This window comes from Pseudotamlana haliotis (genome assembly GCF_008806375.1).
In the GTDB taxonomy this organism is placed as follows: Bacteria; Bacteroidota; Bacteroidia; order Flavobacteriales; family Flavobacteriaceae; genus Pseudotamlana; species Pseudotamlana haliotis.
The window spans coordinates 231,981-251,996 of sequence record NZ_WAAT01000050.1 but is presented as its reverse complement, the minus strand read 5'-3'; the positions used below and the strand labels follow the sequence as shown (position 1 = coordinate 251,996).

Annotated in this window: 19 protein-coding genes; 10 read left to right on the top strand and 9 right to left on the bottom strand. The window is 34.2% G+C overall.

The genetic code is table 11. From position 1 onward, the window contains the following. Positions 1 to 47: 47 nt before the first annotated feature. Positions 48 to 734, bottom strand: coding sequence for a tRNA (5-methylaminomethyl-2-thiouridine)(34)-methyltransferase MnmD (gene mnmD / locus F6U93_RS12400; protein ID WP_150940281.1), 687 nt, complete (start codon positions 732 to 734; stop codon positions 48 to 50). 135 nt (positions 735 to 869) lie between these two features. On the opposite strand from mnmD, the gene F6U93_RS12395 reads away from it, so the two are divergent. Further along, complete coding sequence (locus tag F6U93_RS12395) at positions 870 to 1,937, top strand: branched-chain amino acid aminotransferase (RefSeq protein ID WP_150940278.1); 1,068 nt, start codon at positions 870 to 872, stop codon at positions 1,935 to 1,937. 73 nt (positions 1,938 to 2,010) lie between these two features. On the opposite strand, the gene F6U93_RS12390 is transcribed toward F6U93_RS12395, so the two are convergent. Continuing rightward, on the bottom strand, positions 2,011 to 2,397 hold the full coding sequence (locus tag F6U93_RS12390) for a pyrophosphohydrolase domain-containing protein (protein ID WP_150940276.1): 387 nt from the start codon (positions 2,395 to 2,397) through the stop codon (positions 2,011 to 2,013). An 801-nt stretch (positions 2,398 to 3,198) separates the two neighbouring features. Between F6U93_RS12390 and F6U93_RS12380 the strand changes: the two genes are divergently transcribed. Next, positions 3,199 to 4,221 carry an SRPBCC family protein gene (locus F6U93_RS12380; protein WP_150940272.1) on the top strand — a complete coding sequence of 341 codons (1,023 nt, stop codon included), beginning with the start codon at positions 3,199 to 3,201 and terminating at the stop codon, positions 4,219 to 4,221. A gap of 3 nt (positions 4,222 to 4,224) precedes the next feature. Then, positions 4,225 to 4,551 carry a fluoride efflux transporter CrcB gene (gene crcB / locus F6U93_RS12375; RefSeq protein WP_150940270.1) on the top strand — a complete coding sequence of 109 codons (327 nt, stop codon included), beginning with the start codon at positions 4,225 to 4,227 and terminating at the stop codon, positions 4,549 to 4,551. Here crcB and F6U93_RS12370 read toward each other — a convergent pair. After that, positions 4,548 to 5,153, bottom strand: coding sequence for a DUF1684 domain-containing protein (locus F6U93_RS12370; protein ID WP_150940268.1), 606 nt, complete (start codon positions 5,151 to 5,153; stop codon positions 4,548 to 4,550). The two genes, crcB and F6U93_RS12370, sit on opposite strands and share 4 nt — an antisense overlap. Before the next feature lie 109 nt (positions 5,154 to 5,262). Here F6U93_RS12370 and F6U93_RS12365 point away from each other — a divergent pair, with 109 nt between their 5' ends. Further along, positions 5,263 to 6,240, top strand: coding sequence for a YpdA family putative bacillithiol disulfide reductase (locus tag F6U93_RS12365; protein WP_150940266.1), 978 nt, complete (start codon positions 5,263 to 5,265; stop codon positions 6,238 to 6,240). A gap of 5 nt (positions 6,241 to 6,245) precedes the next feature. After that, positions 6,246 to 6,623: a VOC family protein gene (locus tag F6U93_RS12360; protein WP_150940264.1), complete on the top strand. Its 378-nt coding sequence runs from the start codon at positions 6,246 to 6,248 to the stop codon at positions 6,621 to 6,623. A gap of 217 nt (positions 6,624 to 6,840) precedes the next feature. Here the strand turns inward: F6U93_RS12360 and F6U93_RS12355 are convergent, their stop codons facing one another. Next, positions 6,841 to 7,284, bottom strand: coding sequence for an Lrp/AsnC family transcriptional regulator (locus tag F6U93_RS12355; protein WP_150940262.1), 444 nt, complete (start codon positions 7,282 to 7,284; stop codon positions 6,841 to 6,843). 122 nt (positions 7,285 to 7,406) lie between these two features. Here F6U93_RS12355 and F6U93_RS12350 point away from each other — a divergent pair, with 122 nt between their 5' ends. Then, positions 7,407 to 7,802: a hypothetical protein gene (locus F6U93_RS12350; RefSeq protein ID WP_150940260.1), complete on the top strand. Its 396-nt coding sequence runs from the start codon at positions 7,407 to 7,409 to the stop codon at positions 7,800 to 7,802. A 226-nt stretch (positions 7,803 to 8,028) separates the two neighbouring features. On the opposite strand, the gene F6U93_RS12345 is transcribed toward F6U93_RS12350, so the two are convergent. Continuing rightward, the gene (locus F6U93_RS12345) at positions 8,029 to 11,466 is read right to left on the bottom strand and encodes a methylmalonyl-CoA mutase family protein (protein ID WP_150940258.1); all 3,438 of its coding nucleotides are present in this window, start codon (positions 11,464 to 11,466) and stop codon (positions 8,029 to 8,031) included. A 147-nt stretch (positions 11,467 to 11,613) separates the two neighbouring features. Here F6U93_RS12345 and purU point away from each other — a divergent pair, with 147 nt between their 5' ends. From purU to F6U93_RS12325, 4 genes are all read left to right on the top strand, one after another. Continuing rightward, positions 11,614 to 12,468 (top strand): formyltetrahydrofolate deformylase, encoded by an 855-nt coding sequence (gene purU, locus F6U93_RS12340; RefSeq protein ID WP_150940256.1) that lies wholly within the window; start codon positions 11,614 to 11,616, stop codon positions 12,466 to 12,468. 34 nt (positions 12,469 to 12,502) lie between these two features. Continuing rightward, positions 12,503 to 13,237: a DUF4197 domain-containing protein gene (locus F6U93_RS12335; protein ID WP_150940254.1), complete on the top strand. Its 735-nt coding sequence runs from the start codon at positions 12,503 to 12,505 to the stop codon at positions 13,235 to 13,237. A gap of 358 nt (positions 13,238 to 13,595) precedes the next feature. After that, positions 13,596 to 13,793, top strand: a complete 198-nt coding sequence (locus tag F6U93_RS12330) for a Lacal_2735 family protein (protein WP_150940251.1) — start codon at positions 13,596 to 13,598, stop codon at positions 13,791 to 13,793. Positions 13,794 to 13,881: 88 nt separating this feature from the next. Next, on the top strand, positions 13,882 to 14,079 hold the full coding sequence (locus tag F6U93_RS12325) for a Lacal_2735 family protein (RefSeq protein ID WP_150940249.1): 198 nt from the start codon (positions 13,882 to 13,884) through the stop codon (positions 14,077 to 14,079). A gap of 192 nt (positions 14,080 to 14,271) precedes the next feature. On the opposite strand, the gene F6U93_RS12320 is transcribed toward F6U93_RS12325, so the two are convergent. The 4 genes from F6U93_RS12320 to F6U93_RS12305 form a co-directional block, all read right to left on the bottom strand. Further along, complete coding sequence (locus F6U93_RS12320) at positions 14,272 to 15,078, bottom strand: helical backbone metal receptor (protein WP_150940247.1); 807 nt, start codon at positions 15,076 to 15,078, stop codon at positions 14,272 to 14,274. A 9-nt stretch (positions 15,079 to 15,087) separates the two neighbouring features. Further along, a complete protein-coding gene (pyrF, locus tag F6U93_RS12315; RefSeq protein WP_150940245.1) occupies positions 15,088 to 15,912 on the bottom strand; it encodes an orotidine-5'-phosphate decarboxylase in 825 nt (274 codons plus the stop codon). 51 nt (positions 15,913 to 15,963) lie between these two features. Further along, positions 15,964 to 17,040: a peptide chain release factor 1 gene (gene prfA / locus F6U93_RS12310; RefSeq protein WP_150940243.1), complete on the bottom strand. Its 1,077-nt coding sequence runs from the start codon at positions 17,038 to 17,040 to the stop codon at positions 15,964 to 15,966. Positions 17,041 to 17,207: 167 nt separating this feature from the next. Beyond that, positions 17,208 to 19,763 carry an adenosylcobalamin-dependent ribonucleoside-diphosphate reductase gene (locus F6U93_RS12305; protein WP_150940241.1) on the bottom strand — a complete coding sequence of 852 codons (2,556 nt, stop codon included), beginning with the start codon at positions 19,761 to 19,763 and terminating at the stop codon, positions 17,208 to 17,210. Between the last annotated feature and the right edge of the window lie 253 nt (positions 19,764 to 20,016).

The following is a 20,016-nucleotide window of genomic DNA, read 5'->3' as shown; positions in this document are numbered from 1 at the left end:
TAGACAAGATTTATAGCTTTCTATCACAAGTATTGATTTTTAAAATACTATGATTTTGTGGCGCGTAACATTTCGCGTTTCCCTGGTGGGCCTGGCAAACGCTCAACGGTAAAACCAACAGCCTGCATGGCACGTCGCACACTGCCTTTGGCGGCGTAAGTCACTAAAACACCATTAGTTTTTAAAGCTTTGTACATTATGCCAAAGATATCTTCCTTCCATAATTCAGGTTGAACTCGTGCACCAAATGCATCAAAATATATAAGATTGTGTTTATTAACATCATCTATTTCATCAAAAAACTTTTGTTGCTTGCTTAAGGTGAAGTCGTTTTTTATGTTGTGAGAAGCTTCCCAGGACACCTTATGAAGGACTTCAAACAAATTATTTTTTTCTTCAGAATTTAATTCTGAAACATAATTTAGCTTGCTAACTTCTTCAGCTGAAACAGGATAAGCTTCTACACCATAATAATATATTGGAAGCTTTAATTTTTCAGATTCAATTAAGGTGATAAATGCATTCAAACCTGTGCCAAAACCAATTTCTAAAATGGATAAATTTTCCCCTATTTTTGTATTCAAATACGAATCATAAACATGTTGTAATCCGTGTTTTATAAAAACGTGATAGGCTTCTTGAATGGCCCCATGTTTAGAATGGTATTGCTCGTCCCAATCTGGGATATGAATGGTTGAAGAACCATCTGAAGTTATTATAATTTCTCGTTTCAAATTAAGAATCTCTAGTGAAAAGTGCTTATTTTAAGATTTGGCCTCAAAAAAAATAAAAGAAACCATGATTTGTTGTAAATATAGCATTTTTTAAAGACGAATTTGTTTAAATTTGCCTTATAAAAATACGAGACTATGAGTGCTATAATCAACGATATCGAGATTATAAAATCAGAAACTACAAAAATTAATGATGTAGATTTTGACAATTTAAAATTCGGACATGTTTTTTCTGACCACATGCTAGAATGTAACTTTAAAGACGGTAAATGGCAAGCCCCTAAAGTGGTTCCTTATCAGGGTATTACTTTAGACCCTTCTGCTAAAATTTTCCATTACGGACAATCTGTCTTTGAAGGCATGAAAGCTTATAAAGATGCCGATAACAAAGTCTGGTTATTTCGCCCATTAGATAATTTCAAACGTATTAATATTTCATCTAAACGTTTAGCGATCCCTGAACTTCCAGAAAATTATTTCATGGATGGTTTAAAAGCGTTACTAGAAGTTGATAAAGACTGGATTCCCACTAACGAAGGAAGTTCATTATATATAAGACCTTTTGTTTTTGCTTCTGGAAATGGTTTCCACGCCTCACCTGCCGATGAGTATAAATTCATCATTTGTACAGCGCCTTCTGGGTCGTACTTTGCTGGAGATGTAAAGGTTTTAATTGAAGAAAAATATTCACGTTCTGCCAATGGCGGTGTAGGTTTTGCTAAAGCTGGTGGTAATTATGCTGGACAGTTTTACCCAACACAATTAGCTGTTGAAAAAGGTTACCAACAAGTGATCTGGACTGATGACAATACCCACGAGTATATTGAAGAAGCTGGAGCTATGAACATTTTTGTTCGTATCAACGATACTTTAATTACTGGTCCTACAAGTGATAGAATTCTTGATGGGATTACCCGTAAAAGTATTATTCAGTTAGCTGAATCTGAAAATATTCCTGTTGAAGTTAGAAAACTTACGGTTGCTGAAGTTGTTGAAGCTGCAAAAGACGGTTCTTTAAAAGAAATGTTTGGAGCTGGAACTGCTGCAGTTATTTCTCCTATTTCTGGGTTTGGTTATAAGAATGAAGATTATGACATTCCTAAAATAGATGATACCTATGCGAGTTTCTTGAAAAAACGCATTACCGATATTCAAACCAATAAAGCCGAAGATCCTTTTGGGTGGCGTTATGAGGTAAAATAGAATTTTAAAAGGTCAGTTTCAAAAAAACTGACCTTTTTTTTTGCTTTATAATAAAGGTATTAGAATGTAAAACCTACTTGCTTAAAATAGCTTTAATATCTGGTTTAAAATAATTTGGACCTTTAAGCACTTTACCATCTTCTCGGTAAATCGGTTCACCACCTTCACCTAATTTACTCATATTACTTCGTTGAATTTCTTCAAAAACTTCTTCTATTTTGTGCTGCATACCGTGCTCTATAATGGTTCCGCATAAAATATAGAGCATATCACCAAGTGCATCGGCAACCTCAACCAAATCATTGCTATTAGCCGCTTCGAGATATTCTTCATTTTCCTCTTTCATTAAGTTGAATCGCAGTGTGTTTTTTGCAATTCCTAAATCCGCTTTGGGCGACTCTAAGTGTCCTATTTTAAATGCCGTGTGAAAGGCTTTTACGGCTTCAATTTTATTTTTCATGTTGTGATTTGGTTTAGAGTTAAACTAGAAAATTGGTTTCTAATTCATTAAATTTGCATAAAAATATCATATGTTTAGTAACGGCCAAATCATTTTCGGAGTTTTATTCTTTATCGTTTTTTCTATAATTATTGCCTTCACGTATAGAAAAGATTTTAAATTACATCAACGGTTCTATAAGGGAAGTTACTGGATGCTTATCGCTTTTATTGGCTTTATTGCGCTTATTTCAGCTATAAAATTCTTCTTCAAATAGCTATAAAACCCGTATTTTATCGATAAATTCATATAAAATTAACCTATTTTTAAAAAAAATGATACTTTAGACGCAACCATTTTACTAATCTGGCATCTTCCAACTAAACCACCATAAACCCTAAAAGATGACTATTATATTAATTTTAAGTGCGCTTATTGTAATTAATATTATTTTATTAATTTTTAGTGTAAATAAAAAAACAGAACCTTGAAGCAGGTTCTGTTTTTTTATTTACACTCATTTTATAAGTCTAATTTACCTCAGGAAGGAAACTATAATTTTTACTGTAATTTAACATTTGAGCATCAAAACTTTCTGGTTGTGTTACTTTTATTTCAGTAATTTCACCTTGATCATTTTTCTCTGCTACTAAAACAGGGTTTACAAATCAATTAAACGGTGCGTATAAAAAATTGTTTTTAGTACATGTCAAAAATTAAAATATTCATCAATTTAAAAGCAAATTAAACTTAAAAAAAGATTTTTTAATCAAAAAACTAAAATGAGTATATTTGATTAAGAAAAACTATTAATACTACTTCATGAAAGCACTTAAATATATTTTATTTCTTTTACTCATTATTTTTATAGGGACGGCTATGTACATCGCTGTACAACCTAATGAATTTAGCTTTCAAAGAAGTAGAATTATTAAAGCACCCGCATCTATTTTATACGATAAGGTCAATGATTATAAAAACTGGCCAAGTTTTTCACCATGGATGGAAGCCGAACCAGATGCTAATTTAACTTACCAGGATAAAACCTCAGGAGTCAACGCGGGGTACGCTTGGCAAGGTGAAATTTTAGGAGAGGGAAAAATGACAACTCTTTCGGTTAATGAAAACGAATCGATTTCACAATCTATTGAATTCTTCGAGCCTTTTAAATCGAAATCAAACATCGATTGGACTTTTGAACCTACGGAGGAAGGTACCAAAGTAACTTGGGCTATGCATGGAAAACAGGATTTTATGACCAAAATGTACACCACTTTTTCGGGATCTATTGAAGAAAACTCAGCACCTGATTTTGAACGAGGATTATTTAAACTGGATAGCGTGGTGACCACAGATATGAAGAAATACAGCGTGACTGTAAACGGCATCACAGAACATGGTGGAGGTTACTATATTTACAATACCACATCTTGTAAAATTTCAGATATACCACGAAAAATGCAAATCATGATGCCTAAAATTCATGAATACGCTATTAAAAACAATATCAAAATGGCTGGTGCACCTTTTATCCATTACCTAAAATGGGATGATGAAAATAATGCTGCTATTTTTTCATGCTGCATTCCAACTACTGAAAAAGTGATTACTACAGATATTGATATCTTAACAGGACAATTAGAAGCTTTTAAAGCTGTAAAAACAACATTAAAAGGCGATTACAGTAATTTAAAAGAAGCCTGGGATACAGCCATGAATTATATTCCTAATAAAGGCTTAGAGTTCGCTGAAAATGGTCCGATGTTAGAAACTTACCTTACCGACCCTAGTGAAACTGATAATCCTGCGCTTTGGGTTACCGAGATTTACATAGCTGTAAAATAAAATATGAAAAACCTGTTACTTGTATTTATTGGTGGTGGATTTGGTAGCGTTTTACGATTTCTGATAGGAAAACACTTTAACAGCATTGAAACAGGAATTCCTTACGGCACGTTTTCAGCTAACATTTTAGGCAGTTTTTTAATTGGTATCATCCTTGGATTGGCGGCAAAACATAATGCTATAAACCATAATCACACGCTATTATTAGCTACTGGTTTTTGTGGTGGTTTTACTACTTTCTCTACCTTTATTTACGAAAATCACGTGTTTTTAAAATCTGGAGGCTTTTTATTAGTGTTTTTTGGTATGTATTTAGCTAAAAGTTTTTAGTGTTTTTTAAAAGCCTTTACTCCTGCTTCAACTCTAGTCTTTAAATAATTCTCACGCGGTACAACAGGACAAGAATAAGCTTCATTATAGGCACAATAAGGATTATACGCTTTATTAAAATCAATAATCAAGCTATCTCCTTTTGGTATTTTAGCATCTATATAACGACCGCCACCGTAAGTTTCAACACCATTTGTTTCGTCTAAAAACGGTAAAAACAAATAACCTTCAAAACCGTCTTCAGTTATTAGGTCTTTCCCCTGATAGATATTTAATTGATACGTTTGTCCTTTTAATTCAAAAGACAAAACTCCAAAAACACGTTCTTCTGAAACGCGATCTGTAGTCGTTTTCATTTTAAACCAAACCGTGTCTTTGCTTCGCTCTAAAAAAGCTTTAACAACATAAGTTGAATCTGGCTTAAAAAAATCTAAACCCTCAAAATTTTTTAAATCCTTTGGTTTTAATGGCGATTTAGAAGCATCTTTAAAATCGGCGTTTTGCTGTCTTTGATAAAGGGTATCTCCTTTTATGCTGCGCTTTTTTTCTTGGCATCCAAAAGAAGTCAATAAAACAAAAAAGAGTATAATTGCTATTCTCATAAACGTGTAGAATCTATATTTATAATTGTTATTTTTAGCTTTAAAAATACAATTTTCAAATGTTTTGGATAGCTTTGATGATTCAAAACATTGCAAAAAGAAAAGTGACATGCTGAAAGAAGAAGTGTTTGACATCCTTATTATTGGAGGCGGCCCTATTGGCATTGCCTGTGCTCTAGAATGTAAAAAAAGAAATTGGAATTATTTGGTTATCGAAAAAGGCGCGTTAACAAATTCGCTATTCAATTACCCAAAGAACATGACCTTCTTTTCTACTTCTGAAAAACTTGAAATTAATGAGATTCCGTTTATAAGTAATAATCCGAAACCTAACAGAGACGAGGCTTTGGAATATTACCGACGCGTAACCACCTCAAACCAGTTAAACATGCACTTGTTTGAAACTGTTTTGGATATTGAAAAATCTTCAGAAACATTCCATATCAGAACCAACAAAGCCAAGTACACTGCTAAAAAAGTGATTGTCAGCACAGGGTTTTACGACATTCCGAAATTACTGAATGTTCCAGGCGAAAACTTAGATAAAGTGAGTCACTATTATAAGGAAGCACATAATTATGCTTTGCAAAACGTGGTTGTTGTAGGCGCAAGTAACTCTGCAGTTGATGCAGCCCTAGAGATTTGGCGTAAAGGTGGTCGTGTGACTATGGTAATTCGAGGTGCACAAATTGGAGACCGTGTCAAATACTGGGTACGTCCAGATATAGTAAACCGTATTGAAGAAGGCAGTATCAAAGCCTATTTCAATGCAAAAATTGAAGCTATAAAACCCGATGAAGTCATAATTAATACGGAAAACGGTTATGTAAACCTTCCTAATGATTTTGTCGTTGCTCTAACAGGTTATTTACCAAATTTTGAATTGTTAGAAAACAGTGGTGTTCTGCTTTCCGAAGATGAAAGAAGTATTCCGCAGTACGATTCTGAAACTATGGAATCTAATGTTGAAGGCCTTTATCTGGCAGGTGTGGTTTGTGGAGGAAAAGAAACCCACAAATGGTTTATAGAAAACTCAAGGATTCATGCCAAACTTATCACTAAACACCTTGATGAACTTCAATTCTAAATGTTATGAATCTGAACCAAGTGACAGTACCTGCTTTAGATGTAGAAAAGTCAGTAGCGTTTTATAAAACCTTAGGATTAGAACTCATCGTGTTTTCACATTCTAGGTATGCCCGTTTTGTTTGTCCGCAAGGCGATGCCACATTTTCTATCCATGAAGTTGAAGCCCTACCACAAGGTTGCGGTGTTACCATCTATTTTGAAGAAGTAGATTTAGATAATTATGTTGAAATACTTCAAAACAAAGGCATCCTTTTTAATCAATTACCTACTGATATGCCTTGGTTATGGCGTGAGGCACACTTAGAAGATCCTGATGGCAATCAAATTATTTTATATTATGCAGGCGAAAATAGAAAGGATCCACCATGGAAGTTGAAATGACTATCAGATTGAGTACTCGAAAAAAATAAAAATATAACCGTCACCTATAAATATTCCCTTCTCGACTCCGCTCGAAGACCGTTATAAAAGAGCTATTTTACTGGTGTTCGAGCGGAGTCGAGAACATTTACGACTAAAAAAAGTGCTCAGAAGTACTCTGTAAAACTTCATATAAAAAACTGTTTGCTTACCTCTTAGAAATCGCACTAAGTTCTATTTACTTAATAGGTATTACTTCCTTTTGCTTCACCACGTTTGATAAAACGATTTGCGTTTTTGATTCTCCATAGGTAATAAGCTGATCGATAAAAGTTTCAAGGTGCTTTTGATTTTGTAAAACCACCTCCATCACAATATTTTCATCACCTGTAATACGGTAGCAATTAATCACCTCATCGTAAGTTTTAACTTTTTCTAAAAACGGACGAAGCTTTCCCATAAAGGCTCTTAATGTAATAATAGCTTTTAGTTGATATCCAATTTCAAAGGGAGAGACTATGGTTTTATAACCTTCAATAATACCCAAATCTTCCATCTTTTTTATGCGCTCAGAAACAGCTGGAGAACTGATGCCAACTTGCCTCCCAATTTCGGCATTTGAGAGCCTTGCATTTTGCTGTAAACATTTCAAAATTTTACGATTAAGTGTATCAACAACCATTTTAATGAATTTTAACCAAATTAAATTAATTATTAAAGCAAATATACTAAATCACCTTAATAATTAAAGTGAAATCTCGTTGCTTGTGAGTAATTTTGAGTAAATATTTGGAAAAAATAATTATGTCTTCTAATACCCCACTAAATCTATCGGAATTACCTATTTATCAGAAAGCTTTAGAGATTTTCATACTCTCACAAAGCATTTCCTCGTATTTAGCAAGTGACTTATCTTCTCTAAATCAAGATGGTAGCGAAGATCAGCACATTTATTTCTCTGGAGATATAATTCAACAATCTAATTCTTTAGCACCAGAAATTCTTAATGCAGAAATGCAAAGACATTCTGATAGCAAACATAAGCATATTGAATCCTTAAGAAAACTCACCAATAAGCTTTATAAAAACTCATACCGTTTAGAACGATCAAATAGTAACGGAAAAGACTTTTTACCTATATTAAGAAGTGAATTAAAAAAGTTTAAAAAACTTCAGAACCACTGGATGTTAACCTTGTAGAATTTTCGGTTTAACCAAATAACTTGGAAGTCTACAAAAAATCCTCAAGAACTAAGATTCTTGAGGATTTTTTATTTTTGATGGATAGTGAAATATAATTCCAACAAGATTGACAGCGTTTCAGTATCAAAACTGATGATATTTAGACTGTACTCAATCTGACAATAAGAGGGGGTTACTTGTTTTTATTATGTAAAAAAAACAATAATATTAAACTTAAAACCGCTTACATATTCCTTCTATACTGCCCCCCTACTTTAAACAAGGCATTAGTAATTTCACCTAAAGAACACAGTTTACAAACTTCCATTAAGGCTTCAAATATATTTTCATTGTGGACTGCTTTTTCCTGTAGATCTTTCAGTAAACCTGAAGTATCATGTGCTTGCTGCAGGTTTTCTAAAGTTTTTATTTGATTTTGTTTTTCTTCTTCTGTGGCACGAATCACTTCCACAGGTAAAACCGTTGGCGATCCTTTACTACTTAAAAAAGTATTCACACCAATTATTGGGAAATCTCCGTTGTGTTTTAAGGTTTCATAATACAAACTTTCTTCTTGTATTTTACTTCGTTGATACATCGTTTCCATAGCACCTAAAACACCACCACGTTCGTTAATTCTGTCAAATTCGACTAAAACAGCTTCTTCAACTAAATCGGTTAACTCTTCAATAATAAAGGACCCCTGAATTGGGTTTTCATTTTTAGCAAGTCCTAATTCTTTATTAATGATAAGCTGAATCGCCATAGCACGGCGTACAGATTCCTCTGTTGGTGTTGTAATCGCTTCATCATAAGCATTGGTGTGTAATGAATTGCAATTATCATAAATAGCATACAAGGCTTGTAAAGTGGTACGAATGTCATTAAAATCAATTTCCTGAGCGTGTAAACTACGTCCAGAGGTCTGAATATGATATTTAAGCATTTGCGCTCTAGCATTAGCACCATATTTATGCTTCATGGCTTTAGCCCAAATTTTTCGTGCTACTCTACCGATAACTGCATATTCTGGATCGACACCATTTGAAAAGAAGAATGATAAATTTGGTCCAAATTTATTAATATCCATCCCACGGCTCAAATAATACTCAACGTAAGTGAAACCATTAGATAAGGTCAGTGCTAGTTGTGTAATTGGATTGGCTCCAGCTTCAGCAATATGATAACCAGAAATAGACACCGAATAAAAGTTTCTCACATTATTCTGAATAAAATACTCCTGAACATCACCCATAAGACGCAAAGCAAATTCTGTGGAAAAAATACAGGTATTCTGTGCTTGATCTTCCTTTAAAATATCGGCTTGTACAGTTCCTCGAACTTGTGCAATGGTTTTAACTTTTATATCTTGATAAACAGCTTCTGGTAACACTTGATCACCGGTAACTCCAAGCAACATGAGTCCTAAACCATCATTACCTTCAGGGAGGTTTCCGTTGTACTTAGGACGTACTTTATCTTTATAAAATTTAGAAATTTTGGATTCCACCTCTTTTTCCAAACCATTTTCTTTGATGTATATTTCACATTGCTGATCGATAGCCGCATTCATAAAATAGCCTAGCAGCATCGGCGCAGGACCATTAATAGTCATACTCACCGAGGTGAGTTCATGAGCCAAATTAAAACCTGAATATAACTTTTTAGCATCGTCTAAACAGCAAATAGAAACTCCAGCATTACCAATTTTACCATAAATATCTGGTCTGATATCGGGGTCATTTCCGTAAAGGGTGACACTATCAAAAGCTGTGGACAATCGTTTAGCAGGCATACCCTGACTCACATAATGAAAACGTTTATTGGTACGTTCTGGACTCCCTTCTCCTGCAAACATACGCGCAGGGTCTTCCCCTTTTCTTTTAAAAGGATACAAACCTGAGGTAAACGGAAATTCACCAGGCACATTTTCTTGTAAACACCATCTCAATACATCTCCCCAAGCTTGATATTTTGGGAAAGCCACTTTAGGGATTTGTGTATGCGATAAAGATTCGGTGTGGGTTTCTATTTTAATTTCGCGATCTCTGACCTTAAAGCTATAAATTGGGTTTTTATATTTATTGACTTTATCATTCCAGCCTGTTAGAATCTCCCAGTTATAAGGATCGAGGTTCATTTTTATGCGATCAAATTCTGCTATAAGCAGATTTACAAAATCTTTATTGTCGTCTTGAGAACTTTCTAAAATAGCGCCTTCATCTAATCCTAATTTTCCAATAAAATTAAGTTCTTCCTCCTTTTTAGAAACATTGACAACCGTACAAATGGTTTTGAAAATACCGTATAGTTTTTGAGCGATATCAACTTGTTCATCGGCCTTCTTATCATATGCTCTATTATTTTCAGCAATTTCAGAAAGGTAACGTGTTCGAGCTGGCGGTATCACAAAAATCTTTTCACTTTCTTCTCCGGAAGCCATCATTTTAGAGTCCAAATCTGCTGAAACCTTTTCAACCAACTTGGTAATAATCGCTTTATATAGCGTATTCATACCTGGATCATTAAACTGCGAAGCAATGGTTCCAAAAACAGGAAGTTTATCCTGTGGCACATCCCAAAGCAAATTGTTGCGCATATACTGCTTTTTCACATCACGTAAAGCATCTAAAGCGCCACGTTTATCAAACTTATTTATAGCTACCAAATCGGCAAAATCAAGCATATCTATTTTCTCGAGTTGGGTTGCAGCCCCAAATTCTGGAGTCATTACATAAAGAGACACATCAGAATGTTCAATAATCTCAGTATCTGATTGTCCGATTCCAGAAGTTTCTAAAATAATTAAGTCATACTGGGCAGCTTTTAAAACTTCAACAGCTTCATTAACATGTTTAGAAAGGGCCAAGTTAGATTGACGTGTGGCCAAACTACGCATATACACACGGTCATTATTAACGGCATTCATTCGTATTCTATCACCAAGTAACGCGCCACCTGTTTTTCTTTTGGAAGGGTCTACAGAAATAATCCCAACCGTTTTCTCTGGAAAATCTAGTAAAAAACGTCTTACTAGCTCATCTACCAAACTCGATTTTCCAGCACCTCCTGTTCCTGTAATTCCGAGTACAGGTGTTTTTGAATCTTTATTTTTTTCATGAATTTCAGATAAGGTAGCTTTAGCAACTTCAGGAAAGTTTTCAGCTGAAGAAATAACTCGTGCAATATCTTTTGATGATTTATTTTGAAGATTTTCTAATGACACCTCTAACTGATCACCTATAGCAAAATCCGATTGTTCAACCAAATCGTTAATCATACCTTGGAGTCCCATTTCACGTCCATCATCAGGAGAATAAATACGTGAAATGCCATAATCCATCAACTCCTTAATTTCCGAAGGGAGAATCACACCGCCTCCGCCGCCAAAGATCTTAATATGTTCAGCACCTCTTTCTTTTAAAAGGTCGAACATATATTTAAAGTATTCATTATGCCCGCCTTGGTAAGAGGTTAAACAAATGGCATTCACATCTTCCTGAATGGCCGTATTTACTACCTCATCTACACTCCTATCGTGCCCTAGGTGAATCACCTCAACACCAGTAGCTTGAATGATACGACGCATCACATTTATGGAAGCATCATGCCCATCAAAAAGGGATGCTGCGGTAACGATTCTAATTTTATGTTTTGGCTTATAAATTGCTTGCTGACTCATTCGTAAAGATTCTCTTAATTAAGTCCGGCAATTTACGAAATAATCAAAAAATCCAACCATTTACTTGATATTATCTAAAACTAGATTCTAAGTTTAGTCTTTTATTTTTTTAAGCTAATTTTGAACGTATTAAAGCTTAAAATTCAAATGACAAAAATAACCATACTCATACATTGTAAGGACAAACCAAACATTATTGCTTCTATTACAAATTTTATCGCGAACAAAGGTGGGAATATTGTTTATATCGATCAATATGTTGATCGCGAACAAGACATCTTTTTTATGCGTTTGGAAAGTGAATTTGAGGCGGAATCGTTTATTACAACCGATTTTAAAGCTTGTTTCAAAACAGAATTAGCGGAAACTTTCAAAATGAAGTGGCGTATTTATTCTTCAGAAAAGAAGCCTAAAATGGCACTGTTTATTTCAAAATACGACCATTGTTTATACGACTTATTAGGACGGTATAACTCCGGGGAATTGAATTTAGAAATTCCGTTTATAATAAGTAATCACCGTGATTTAGAACATATCGCCAAAAACTTCAACATTCCCTTTTATCATATTCCTGTAACGAAAGACACCAAAAAAGAAGCTGAAAACAAACAATTGGAGTTGTTAGAGGCGCATAAAGTGGACTTTATTGTGCTTGCGCGCTACATGCAAATCATTTCAGATAACATGATAAGCAAGTACCCTAACAAAATCATTAATATTCACCATTCCTTTTTACCAGCTTTCGTGGGTGCAAAACCCTACCATTCAGCCTATAAGCGCGGCGTTAAAATTATAGGAGCTACCAGTCATTATGTCACTGAAGAACTCGATGCAGGTCCAATAATTGAACAAGATGTTACTCGTGTGAGCCATACGCATGCTATTTCCGATTTAATCGCGAAAGGCCGTGATTTAGAAAAAGTCGTTTTGGCTAACGCCGTGAAACTGCATGCGAACAGAAAAGTTATGGTTTATAACAACAAAACAGTCATTTTTACCTAATTAATAAAATAATCTCTTAAAATTAAAAGACCCCATGATACGTAAATTAATAGCTCTTACCTTATTATTTAACCTTAGCGCTTGCGCGGAATTACAACATGTTGCAAATCAAATACCACAGACCACTCAAACACAAACAGGGTCTACTGGAATAAATGCCATTGGAAACGCCGATATCGCCGCTGGATTAAGACAAGCCTTAGACTTAGGGATAGAAAAGCAAGTTTCTAAACTCACGCAGACTGATGGTTTTTATGGTAATAGTATGGTGAAAATACTTTTACCACCAGAATTACAGAAAGTCGATGATGGTCTAAGAAAAATAGGATTAGGAAGTTTAGCCGATGAAGGCTTAAAAGCATTAAACCGAGCCGCTGAAGATGCTGTTAAGGAAGCTACTCCTATTTTTGTAGATGCTGTGAAAGACATTACATTTAACGACGCTAAAAGCATACTAACAGGAAGTGATAATGCCGCTACACAATATTTAGAGTCAAAAACTGAAAGCTCACTTTACAGCAAGTTTAATCCAGTTATTAAAAATTCATTTAGTAAAGTTGGTGCAGACAAAGTTTGGTCAAATTTAATAACAAAATACAACAGTATTCCATTTACAGATGATGTTAACCCTGATCTAACCGACTATGTGACCGGTGAAGCCTTAAAAGGCGTTTACACCATGATTGAAGTGGAAGAAAAAGAAATAAGAACACAATACAGCTCTAGAACAACCGATTTGTTAAAACAAGTTTTTGCTTTACAAGACTAAAAATATAGCTGCTAATATTTTAAGGAGGCTGTCTAAAAAGTGTTAAAATTCGTCATTCTGAATTTATTTCAGAATCTCATCATATTGAAAATCAATCATTATGAGAACCTGAAATGAATTCAGGTTGACGGTAAACTTACTTTTTAGACAGCCTCTTTTTATGCATTAATATTTTTTACCAATTATAACCTAAAATGAGCCCTATAATTTGTTTCTATTAAACTCATATTCCAAATTATTTAGGGTGCCTTTTAAATCATAATTGGTACTAGTTAAAAAAAATAAATTTTTCTTCATCTCATTTACATTTTAAACAAAAAAAATGTATATTTAACTACTTGTTAATCAATACACAACAATGAATCGATTTGACGCCATAAAACTTCAACAGGATAAACTCTACAGAGATTATAAATCTCTTGTTGAGCAGGCGTATAATTTCCGACAAACAGATTCTGCATTAAGTGATATTTCGGAATATCGCGCGATTAAACTGCTAAACAAGCTAAACAGGTTAAAATATTTATACCGAGAACAGAAGCAGTCTATCATCTAATATTTTTTTACCATTTATTTAACTACTTTAAAACATACTAGGCGTTAAATTCGCCAGTATATTAATTTGTAAATAATAATTTAACATTATGAATACCTCATATATAAAATCACAGCAAAATTTACTAATCCGTAAATACAAAAAACTCATGGAGCAGGCTTATAATTTTAGTCAAATAGATGCTGCCTTGAGTGATATTTTAGAATTCAAAGCCATCAAACTACTTAATGAATTAAACCGCTTAAATTATTTAAGTACGAATCAACTGAGCTACTGTAGGATATAATTTTATTTTATCCATTTATTAACTATTTAAAAACATCTAAATCAGTCATTTTCACGTATTTTGTATAAACTTAAAAAATAAACGTTATGAACCCTCATTTTTGTCGCGTAGGAAAAATTAAGCCTAATTTGAACAAATTAATCAGCTTAAAACAATTAGAAAATAGAATTGCAAACTTTGTAGAAGACACTACTAAAGTGGAATACTCTGAAGATTTAAACGGAGCGTTTTAAAATACTGAAACGCCATCATAAGTCTTGAACCATACCAGGAGAACATTTCGCCATCTACAAGCTCTATTGTAGCTTTGGTGAAAATTTCTTGTACCTCCTTTTTATGAGTTTCTTTAAAAGGGAAAGGTTCAGAAGATAACAAAATTAAATCTGCATTTGCAATAATTCCAGAACTTGAAAACTCTATTTCTGGATATCTGTCTTTGTGCCCAAACACATTTTCAAATTTATTCACTTCTAGTAAATAATTTATTAAGGTATTATTGGCTGCAACCATCCATGGCTTTTTCCAAATAAAATAAGCCACTTTTATTATGAGCTCAGGCCTTATAAAATCTTGAAAATTTTCAAATTCACTTGAAATTTTTTCAATGATAAATGACGCCGTTTCAGAACAAGAAAACATTTCGCCATACTGCTTTATAAGTTCTAAACTGTCTTCTAAATTATAAATATCAGAAACATGCACCGAGCAAACTAAAGCGCAGGCTTCCACAAGCTCTTTAGTATTCTCTTCCTTATTACACAGAATGACATCTGGCTTAAGCGCCTTTATTTTATCTATATAAGCTTGCTTTGTTCCACCAACAACTTTAACTTCCTTTCTTATTGTACTTGGGTGCACGCAAAACTTAGTTACCCCTACTAAAGCATCCTTCAAACCTAAATCACAAAGCAATTCGGTTTGACTTGGCACTAAAGACACAATGCGTTTTGGCGTTTTTTCTAGTTGAATGACACGTTGAAGTTGATCTATAATTTGCATGACATCATTTTATAATGATGCTGCATTTAAAACCTCAGCCATTTCTTGTTGAAGCTTTTCTGCCTTTTGAGCCGCCTCCTGAGCGAAAGTAGCATCCGTAGACGCGTAAATAATACCTCGCGAAGAATTGATTAATAAGCCAACAGATTCATTCATTCCGTATTTACAAACATCTTGTAAGTTTCCGCCTTGAGCGCCTACTCCAGGTACTAATAAAAACCTATTTGGAATGATCTTTCTAATGTCAGCTAAATATTCTGCTTTTGTGGCTCCAACCACATACATTAAGTTTTCAGAATTGGTCCAAGTTTTTGAAGTCTCCAACACCTGCTTATAAACTTCTTTACCCTCTATGGTTTTCGTTTGAAAATCGAAAGCCCCTTGATTAGACGTTAAAGCTAAAAGTATGGTGTGTTTATTTTCAAAAGCTAAAAAAGGTTCTACAGAATCTTTTCCCATATATGGCGCCACAGTCACTGAATCGAATGCCAAATCTTCAAAAAAGGCTTTAGCATACATCGTACTTGTATTTCCTATATCACCACGTTTTGCATCAGCAATCGTGAAAATTTCGGGATGATTTTCGTTGAGATAATTAATAGTCTTCTCTAAAGCTTGCCATCCTTTTAAACCATAAGCCTCGTAAAAGGCCGTATTTGGCTTATAGGCCACACATAAATGGTGTGTCGCATCTATAATCGCTTTGTTAAATGCAAAAATAGGGTCCTCCTCTTTTAAAAGATGTTTCGGAATTTTATTTAAATCAACATCCAATCCGATACATAGAAAGGATTTCTTTTTCTTGATTTCTTCTACAAGCTGATTTGTTGTCATTGTATGTATTGAATAACTATTTTACGAAGTTTCGCAGTGTTTCTAGTAATACTAGATTTGATCGTTACTAGCTTTTAACTTTTCAGTGTTTTCAGCTAATTGCAACTCATCAATAATTTTTTGGATATCACCATTCACAATGTTTGATAAATCGTAAAGTGTTAAACCAATTCTATGATCTGTTACACGACCTTGAGAATAGTTATAAGTTCTAATCTTAGCACTTCTATCTCCACTAGTTACCATGGTACCACGTAAAGCCGCATCTTCTTCCATCTTTTTGGCTAACTCTAAATCGTACAAACGCGAACGTAATACTTTAAAGGCTTTCTCTTTATTTTTATGCTGAGATTTTTGATCTTGACATTGCGCTACTAAACCTGTAGGTACGTGAGTTAAACGCACCGCAGAATACGTGGTGTTTACCGACTGACCTCCTGGTCCTGATGAACAGAAATAATCAATACGAACATCTTTAGGGTTAATTTCTACATCAAACTCTTCAGCCTCAGGGAACACCATTACAGTCGCTGCACTGGTATGTACACGCCCTTGAGTTTCGGTTTGTGGCACACGTTGTACACGGTGTACACCAGCTTCAAATTTTAAAGTTCCGTAAACATCCTCTCCACTAACCTCAAACTGAATTTCTTTAAATCCACCATTAGTCCCTTCACTAAAATCTACAGTATCAACTTTCCAACCTCTACCTTCACAGTACTTCGTGTACATTCTAAACAAATCACCTGCAAAAATACTTGCTTCATCACCACCGGTTCCAGCACGTAATTCCACAACCGCATTTTTAGAATCTTCAGGGTCTTTAGGTATCAATAATACTTTTATTTCTTCTTCTAATCGTGCAAGTCCTTCCTTAGCTTCATCATATTGCAACTTGGCCATTTCAACCATTTCAGCATCACTTCCATCAGCTATAATCTCTTCAGCTTCAGCTAAATTATTCGTGCACTCTATATATTCTTCACGCTTATCCATTAGGATACGTAAATCTTTATACTCTCTATTCAGCTCTACATAACGTTTTTGATCTGAAATAATATCTGGTTGAATGATTAAATCACTCACCTCATCAAAACGTTGCTTTACAATTTGTAATTTCTCTAACATCTGCCTTTTTTAATTGGAAGTCAAAAATACGATAATTTATGAATTTTCAATGCTTGAAATCCTTGTTTAAAATATATCGCAGACTAATTTTTCAGATACACCTGGGTTTTATAAAACAAAAAGGGAGACCAAAATAGCCTCCCTTTTCTTCATATATCATTTATATATTACCCACACTTTGAAGAACCACAGTCCTTACATGTTAAACAGCCTTCTTGATAAATTAAGTTTTCAGACTTACAGTTATCACATTGTTGGCCTTTTGCCTTAGTACCGTCTTCTACATAACGTTTTAAAGCACGTACCACTCCGTTTTTCCAAGTGTTGATAGATTCACTATCTAATTGTAAACTATTAATTAAATCTACAATTTTATCTATTGACATTCCATGACGTAAAGTACTAGAAATTAGCTTCGCATAATTCCAAAATTCTGGGTTAAATTTATGTGACAACCCTTCAATTGTGGTTTTGTACCCTCTAGTATTTTTGTATTGAAAATCATAACGTCTTACACCATCTTCACCTCGATTTTTAATAATAACACCTTTATTTACCCAACGTGGTAATAGAATCCCATCTTCATCATCAGCAAGACCTGTGAACACCTCATAAGGTTTCCCATCAATAATACCTATAAAAGCAATCCATTTTTCTTTACTATTTTGGAAACGAACCACATCTGCTTCTAATGATTGCGGACGCTTTGTTGGGAAGGCCGCTGATTTATCATCCGTCTCTTCTTTTTTCTTTTCATCGTTAGAAATTAAAACTCCAGAACGTGAACCATCTCTATAAACCGTCACTCCTTTACATCCTACTTCCCAAGCTTTTAAGTATAATTCACCAACTAAATCTTCAGAAACATCACTTGGCAAGTTTATGGTTACACTAATTGAGTGATCTACCCATTTTTGAATCGCACCTTGCATACTAACTTTACTCATCCAATCAACATCGTTTGAAGTCGCCCCATAGTATGGTGATTTTTTAATAAGGGTGTTAATTTCTTCTTGAGAATAATTCACAGAAGTATCAATACCGTTTACTTCCATCCATTGTTTAAAACGGTGATGAAAAACCACGTATTCTTCCCACGAATCACCAACCTCATCTACAAAATCAACGCGAACTTCCTTATCATTAGGATTTACTTTTCTTCTTCTTTTATAAACCGGCATAAATACAGGCTCAATTCCAGAAGTAGTCTGTGTCATTAAGCTGGTTGTTCCTGTTGGTGCAATGGTTAATAAAGCAATATTTCTACGGCCGTATTCCAACATTTCATAATACAACTTGCTATCAGCCTCTTTTAAACGTTGAATAAACGGGTTGTTTTTTTCGCGTTCAGCATCAAAAATACCAAAAGCACCACGTTCTTTAGCTAAATGCACCGAAGCACGGTAAGCTTCAATAGCAATCGTTTTGTGCACTTCTAATGAAAAAGCATTTCCTTCTTCACTACCATATTTAATACCTAAAGCAGCTAACATATCACCTTCAGCAGTAATACCTACTCCGGTTCTACGCCCTTCTTCCGCTTTGCGCTGAATATTCAACCATAAGTTTTTCTCTGTTCTTTTTACCTCATCCTGTTCTGGGTCATCATCAATCTTCTTAATGATATTGTCGATTTTAAGAAGTTCTAAATCAATAATATCATCCATGATACGTTGTGCAGCAGCGACATGTTTTTTAAACAAGTCAAAATTGAATTCTGCTTTATCAGTAAACGGATTTTCTACATAAGAAAACAAGTTAATCGCTAATAAACGACAAGAATCGTATGGACATAAAGGGATTTCTCCACACGGGTTTGTAGACACCGTTTTATAACCTAAATCTGCGTAACAATCTGGAACCGATTCATTAATAATGGTATCCCAAAATAAAATACCTGGTTCAGCAGATTTCCATGCATTATGTACAATTTTCTTCCATAAGGCATTGGCGTCAATAGACTTTGCTACTTTTGGGTTATCACTAAAAATTGGATATTTCTGAGTATACTCTTTTCCAGCTTTTACAGCCTTCATAAATTCATCATCAATTCTCACAGAAACATTCGCTCCAGTCACCTTACCTTGCTCCAACTTCGCATTGATAAAATCTTCTGAATCTGGATGATTAATAGACACCGATAGCATTAAAGCACCACGTCTTCCATCTTGAGCAACCTCTCTAGTTGAATTTGAATAACGCTCCATAAAAGGCACTATTCCTGTAGACGTTAATGCTGAATTCTTAACAGCAGAACCCTTGGGACGTATGTGCGATAAATCATGACCAACACCTCCACGACGTTTCATCAATTGCACTTGCTCTTGGTCAATTTTCATGATTCCTCCATAAGAATCAGACTCACCATCATTTCCAATTACAAAACAGTTAGATAATGACGCGATTTGAAAAGGATTACCAATTCCCGCCATCGGACTTCCTTGAGGCACGATATATTTAAAATCTTTGATTAAATCGAAAACTTCAGACTCAGATAAAGGATTTGGATATTTAGATTCCACACTTGCAATCTCTATAGCGATACGCTTATGCATATCATTAGGCGTTAATTCGAAGATGTTTCCATCAGAATCTTTAAGCGCGTATTTGTTTAACCAAACTCTAGCTGCTAAATCATCATTTTTGAAGTATTTTAGAGCTTCCTGAAAGGCCTCCTCTTGAGAGTAAGTTTGTGTTGGTACTTTTGTGAGTTTTTCGTTCATGGATAATTTGATTTTTTAGCTGGATTAAATAATTTACTAGGCTACAAATAAAAAACAAATGTACAATTTAAAATATGATTTTAATCATAAAGTTTACAAACAAAAACATCTAAGTATCTGAAAATTAGATATTTATAAATTTATCAACATAAAAAAGTTAACAAATTTTGAAAACAATATTTGTAGCGTGATTTTTTTACTGATTATAAAGATTAAACAGTGTAGCCCTTGACATAAAGGGCGCCAAAGGTAT

Bases quoted from the DNA above. Each gene is read 5' to 3' on its own strand.
- F6U93_RS12395 (WP_150940278.1), top strand. From the start codon at position 870: ATGAGTGCTATAATCAACGATATCGAGATTATAAAATCAGAAACTACA.
- F6U93_RS12390 (WP_150940276.1), bottom strand. From the start codon at position 2,397: ATGAAAAATAAAATTGAAGCCGTAAAAGCCTTTCACACGGCATTTAAA.
- F6U93_RS12380 (WP_150940272.1), top strand. From the start codon at position 3,199: ATGAAAGCACTTAAATATATTTTATTTCTTTTACTCATTATTTTTATA.
- crcB (WP_150940270.1), top strand. From the start codon at position 4,225: ATGAAAAACCTGTTACTTGTATTTATTGGTGGTGGATTTGGTAGCGTT.
- F6U93_RS12370 (WP_150940268.1), bottom strand. From the start codon at position 5,153: ATGAGAATAGCAATTATACTCTTTTTTGTTTTATTGACTTCTTTTGGA.
- F6U93_RS12365 (WP_150940266.1), top strand. From the start codon at position 5,263: ATGCTGAAAGAAGAAGTGTTTGACATCCTTATTATTGGAGGCGGCCCT.
- F6U93_RS12360 (WP_150940264.1), top strand. From the start codon at position 6,246: ATGAATCTGAACCAAGTGACAGTACCTGCTTTAGATGTAGAAAAGTCA.
- F6U93_RS12355 (WP_150940262.1), bottom strand. From the start codon at position 7,284: ATGGTTGTTGATACACTTAATCGTAAAATTTTGAAATGTTTACAGCAA.
- F6U93_RS12350 (WP_150940260.1), top strand. From the start codon at position 7,407: ATGTCTTCTAATACCCCACTAAATCTATCGGAATTACCTATTTATCAG.
- F6U93_RS12345 (WP_150940258.1), bottom strand. From the start codon at position 11,466: ATGAGTCAGCAAGCAATTTATAAGCCAAAACATAAAATTAGAATCGTT.
- purU (WP_150940256.1), top strand. From the start codon at position 11,614: ATGACAAAAATAACCATACTCATACATTGTAAGGACAAACCAAACATT.
- F6U93_RS12335 (WP_150940254.1), top strand. From the start codon at position 12,503: ATGATACGTAAATTAATAGCTCTTACCTTATTATTTAACCTTAGCGCT.
- F6U93_RS12330 (WP_150940251.1), top strand. From the start codon at position 13,596: ATGAATCGATTTGACGCCATAAAACTTCAACAGGATAAACTCTACAGA.
- F6U93_RS12325 (WP_150940249.1), top strand. From the start codon at position 13,882: ATGAATACCTCATATATAAAATCACAGCAAAATTTACTAATCCGTAAA.
- F6U93_RS12320 (WP_150940247.1), bottom strand. From the start codon at position 15,078: ATGCAAATTATAGATCAACTTCAACGTGTCATTCAACTAGAAAAAACG.
- pyrF (WP_150940245.1), bottom strand. From the start codon at position 15,912: ATGACAACAAATCAGCTTGTAGAAGAAATCAAGAAAAAGAAATCCTTT.
- prfA (WP_150940243.1), bottom strand. From the start codon at position 17,040: ATGTTAGAGAAATTACAAATTGTAAAGCAACGTTTTGATGAGGTGAGT.
- F6U93_RS12305 (WP_150940241.1), bottom strand. From the start codon at position 19,763: ATGAACGAAAAACTCACAAAAGTACCAACACAAACTTACTCTCAAGAG.